The organism is Mucilaginibacter sp., assembly GCF_036383575.1.
Taxonomy (GTDB): domain Bacteria; phylum Bacteroidota; class Bacteroidia; order Sphingobacteriales; family Sphingobacteriaceae; genus Mucilaginibacter.
In genome coordinates, this window is sequence record NZ_DASVOB010000051.1 from 1 (window position 1) to 4,518 (window position 4,518).

Below are 4,518 nucleotides of genomic sequence, written 5' to 3' on the forward strand. Positions count from 1 at the left end.
CCAAAATCTCGGCAACCGAATAGCCTAACAGGTTGTTACGGATATGGCCAAGGTGCAGCGGTTTATTGGTATTGGGAGATGAATATTCCACCATTACCTTTTGCCCGTTAGGTCTTGCTACCGCGAAATCATCGGCAGTAATATGATTGTATAACTGACTGATCCAGTATTCATCGCTGATAGAAAGATTAAGGAAACCTTTGATCACGTTAAAGGAAGCAACTTCCTTCAATTCGTTTTTAAGGAACTCCCCTATTTCGGTACCTGTTTGTTCAGGCCCCTTGCGCGAAAATTTGGTAAACGGGAAGGTTACTATGGTTACTTGTCCTTCAAACTCCTTACGGGTTTCCTGTATGCTAACGGCAGCCGGTTCAATGTCAGTTTGGTATAATTGTTTAACTGCTTTTACGGCTGCTTCAATAATAAAATCCATTCGGCAAAATTAAATAAAATGGGCGGATTGAAAATATTAAAATGGTGATGTTTACACGGAGATTAGGAGGCACCTACGGAGCCTTGACTTTAGCTATAAAATCTCTATAAACACGATACTCCTACGGAGTGTTAATTGCGTAAGTTTTCAATTGCTGGTTATTAGATGATTGAGTGGTGATCTGAGCAGGTGTTTTATTCTTTTATAATACGTTAATGCTACATTCCCTAATATCACAGTTTTAAAAACTCCGGAGGAGTACCGTGTTTATAGCTGAAATCATAAAATGGCTGTTGGCTCCGTAGGTGCCTCCTACTCTATCGGCTCATTCCCGGCACATCCGTGTTAACAAAGCCCCATGCTGAGGATATTGCAACACCAATTCGTCACGCTTAGCCATTTCAAATTCGCTAAAATCAAAACCCGGTGCAACGGCACAACTCACCAACGCAAAACCCTTGCCTGTTTTTAATTCGGCAGCAAACCATAAGCCAGCTGGTACGATAACCGAAAAGCTGCCGGTATTTTCGTCAGATAACTCATGGCTTATCAAACTGCCATCTTTTTGGATCACGTGAATGATCAATGGCTGCCCTTTGTGAAAATACCAGATCTCATCTGATGCAATACGATGAAAACCGGAGAAATCCGCATCCTCCAATAAATAATAAATAGAGGTGCAGGCCTGTTTAACTTCGGTGGAACCAACCCGGTTAACTGCCTCCGTCGAACGGAAGACCTCCCGGTAATAACCACCTTCGGGATGGGGCAACAGGTTTAACGATTGTATGTAATAAGCTGCATTGGGGGTTTCCATAAAACAAGTATAAAACAAAAAAGTCTCCCTTTCAGGAGACTTCCGACATAATTAACCAACCAAAGAAAACCTGTCTTATTTGAAGCTTGTTGTTCCGTCGCCCTGGTAAGCATAACGGAAAGTATAGTAACGTGATGCCGGACGTGTGGTAAGATCAGCAAAAGTGGCAGTTGTAGTGTTTGGATTGCCTTTGTAATAGCTGATCATTTCTACCTTAGCGTATTTGCCATCGGCAGTTTTGATCACGAATATTTTACCAGGTACGGTAAGTATAGCGTGCTGCGGCTCGGTAGTAGCAGTATAAGTGTACCAGCCCGAAATGGCAGGAGCGCCCGTTGCGTCGCTTTTGTAACCATCTGTTGGTGCTGTGGTTAACGTTTCGAACGTGCTGCTCACTACCTGGGCCTGGGCTGTCCCGGTGCCTGATGTGCCACCATTGATAAAAATGCTGGTCGATTTAAATTTAATGTCCCATTTTGTTGCAGACGCGGTATCTGCACCAGTAACCGCCGCACCGGTAGCAAGACTGAAATAAACTGTAGCTGTAGAAGCCCCGTCAAGATCGGTAATGGTTTTAGTGGTAAGCTTGCTTACCGCAGGAGTTGGATCGTTATTGTTTTTACTGCATGATGATGCCAGTAATATAGCCGCCGCGCCGAATGCCAATGATAAAGTTTTGAATTTGTTCATGTGTGTTGTATGTATGATAGTTTAATAATTATTGCTTGTTAAAATTGTAAGCCAACCCGGCGTAAATAAGCCTGCCGGGTAGGTTCAGGATCACCTGCGGATCTTTATGGTTAAACAGGTTTTGCGCCGTTAGCTGCAGCCTGAGTGCATTGTTCATAAACAGCTTTGAAACAGATGCATTGATTAGCATATAGCCGTTAGTATATTCATCATCCCGGTTCACAATACCGTTGCCATCAGTGTCTTTATAGCCGTATCTGCCGCGATAAATAGCCCTTACCGATGTGTTGATACCTGTCTTTTCCTCATTATAATTTAGCCTGATGTTGTAGGTATATTTTGACCGGCCAAGCAAACCGCCGTAATCACTTCGTTTTAATAGCTTGGTTAAGTTGGTTTCCGGATCTTTAGTAAAAACCTTACCAGCTTTGATCTGGTCAAGCACATCCTGGTCATATGCTTCGAGGTACTGGAAGCCACCGCCTACCTGAAGAGGTTTCCAAAGCTGATAGGTAACATCTGTTTCCAGGCCCTGGGTGTATACTTTATTGAGGTTGAAGTAAGAGAAAACTGACTGCCCGTTTGTTTTCAGGGCGATGGCAGCCGTTTCGATCAGATTACTGATATTATTGCGGAACAGGTTAGCAGTCCAGTAAAGTTTAGCTACAGGCTTGTACCTGAAACCGAAGTTGAAGGCTGTCGAACTCTCAGCGTTTAATCTTTTAAGTGTGGAAGGATCAATTAATACTGTTTCAATCTGCCCCTCCTGTTGTAAACGGGCTATCCCGGCTTGTGCTTCTTCGTAGCCAAACACGCTGTAGCCCACTTCGGCATTGGTAAAGTTGAGGTAAAGCTGCCTGAAATCGGGGGCCTTATAACCCTTACCGGCCGAACCTAATACGGTAAGCTTATCACTAAGCGCATAACTTGCTGCCAGCTTAGGGCTAAATTGTGATTTGTAAACGCTATGCGCATCAAACCTGCCTCCCACAATAATATCAAGCTTTTTAATAGGGATCCAATCCGCCTGGAAATAACCATAGCCAGATGTGAATGCTTGCTGTTTGGTATAGCGGGTAGCTTCAACCGTTTCATACTGGCCGCCAACACCCGCCGTTAGCTTCAGGTTATCCTGAAGTGCGTAATCGTTCTGAACTTCGGCACGGTTAAAGGTTTGGGTAAAATAAGTCTGATCATAAACTTCATTATTATCCTCGTACCTGATATCCGAATTGGTTTTATAAACCGAGCGGTAAAGCTGCAACACCGAAACATCTTTTTTGCTGAAGCGATGAGTAAGTACCGGGGCTATATTAAAATCCTTTTCCGTGCCCTTACCTGATGCAAAACGGTTGTCATCAACTGAAAATCGGCTATCCTGATCATTCGTAAAATATCTTACAGATAACTTCAGACTGGTGTTATCGTCAAAGCGATAAGCTGTTTTACCGTTAAGTGTATAGCCATGAAAAGGCGAAACTGTCGGGATTCCCGATGCAGGTTGCAGACTATACCCACCGCTGCTGTTGCGGTTGGCGAAACCACCGATATAGAATTTATTTGTTTTGTATGATGAGTTCAGGGAGATGTCGGCATTTTTATTGGTGCCATACCGCCCGGCTACTCCACCCGAAAAGCCTTTGGCGGGCTCGGCAGTAATGATATTCACTACGCCGGCCATTGCCTCCGAGCCGTAAAGGGAAGATGTAGGGCCTTTAACTATTTCAATTCTGTCGATATTATTGGTAGTTATCCGCGACAATTCCAATATGCCGGTACTGCGCCCGATAAGCGGTAGACCATCTATCAGGATCAGGGTATAAGCGGGGTCAAAACCCTGGATCTGGATGCCTTGTCCGTGCGGATCATCCAGGATATTGATGCCGGTTTGTTCCGATAAAACCTCGTTCAGGCGCACCAATCCGCGTTTTTTTATTTCTTCTGATGTGATGCGGGTTATCGGGATAGGTACCTGTTGTAGGCTTTTTGCGGTGCGGGTGCCTGTTACTACTACCTCTTTCAACTGCTTAGTGCTATCCTTCCTTGTTGTGTCGCGTTGTGCAAAAGCAGCAGTTGAAACCGACAAGACAAGTACCAAAGGAAGAATAATTTTCATTTATTTAGACTAATTAAAAATAATGATGCAAATTTGTGGCATAGCGATCAAGTTTGGTTAACGCAAAACGGATTGAAAACAACGCTAAACGGATTTTATGCACACTGCCCTTACCCCTGCTTCACAAACCAACCATATTCAGTTACGCTACCCGGAAGGTTTTACTGCCGCGTCATGCCTTGAGGAAAGGAAACTCGAAATAAGATTTACTGATGGCAGTATTAAAATAGATGAATGCTGGTTTGATGGAATCTGTGTTGTATACAATGTATTTGATTCGGCCCTGCCATTTACCCTTACTTTTAATTACCCTGCGCCATGCAGGGCACTATTTTTCACACTGGAAGGCCAGATAGTGATTGATCAGGAGACAACATTATTAAAGGTCAATAAAGGCAATTGTTACTCAGCTTACGCCCAAAGCTTAAACGCCAATATATTATTCAATAACAACAGCACTCT

At 43.7% G+C, this 4,518-nt stretch carries 5 protein-coding genes; 1 reads left to right on the forward strand and 4 read right to left on the reverse strand.

The genetic code is table 11. The features are described from left to right. The 4 genes from argS to VF500_RS01610 all read right to left on the reverse strand — a co-directional run. On the reverse strand, positions 1-433 hold a 433-nt coding region (gene argS / locus VF500_RS01595; protein ID WP_330857996.1), incomplete at its 3' end, for an arginine--tRNA ligase. A gap of 325 nt (positions 434-758) precedes the next feature. Next, positions 759-1,250 carry a cupin domain-containing protein gene (locus VF500_RS01600; RefSeq protein WP_330857997.1) on the reverse strand — a complete coding sequence of 164 codons (492 nt, stop codon included), beginning with the start codon at positions 1,248-1,250 and terminating at the stop codon, positions 759-761. A gap of 75 nt (positions 1,251-1,325) precedes the next feature. Continuing rightward, positions 1,326-1,940, reverse strand: a complete 615-nt coding sequence (locus VF500_RS01605) for an HmuY family protein (protein ID WP_330857998.1) — start codon at positions 1,938-1,940, stop codon at positions 1,326-1,328. 28 nt (positions 1,941-1,968) lie between these two features. Then, positions 1,969-4,056: a TonB-dependent receptor gene (locus tag VF500_RS01610; RefSeq protein ID WP_330857999.1), complete on the reverse strand. Its 2,088-nt coding sequence runs from the start codon at positions 4,054-4,056 to the stop codon at positions 1,969-1,971. A 97-nt stretch (positions 4,057-4,153) separates the two neighbouring features. Between VF500_RS01610 and VF500_RS01615 the strand changes: the two genes are divergently transcribed. Next, positions 4,154-4,518: hypothetical protein (locus VF500_RS01615; protein WP_330858000.1), on the forward strand; the 365-nt coding region annotated here is incomplete at its 3' end.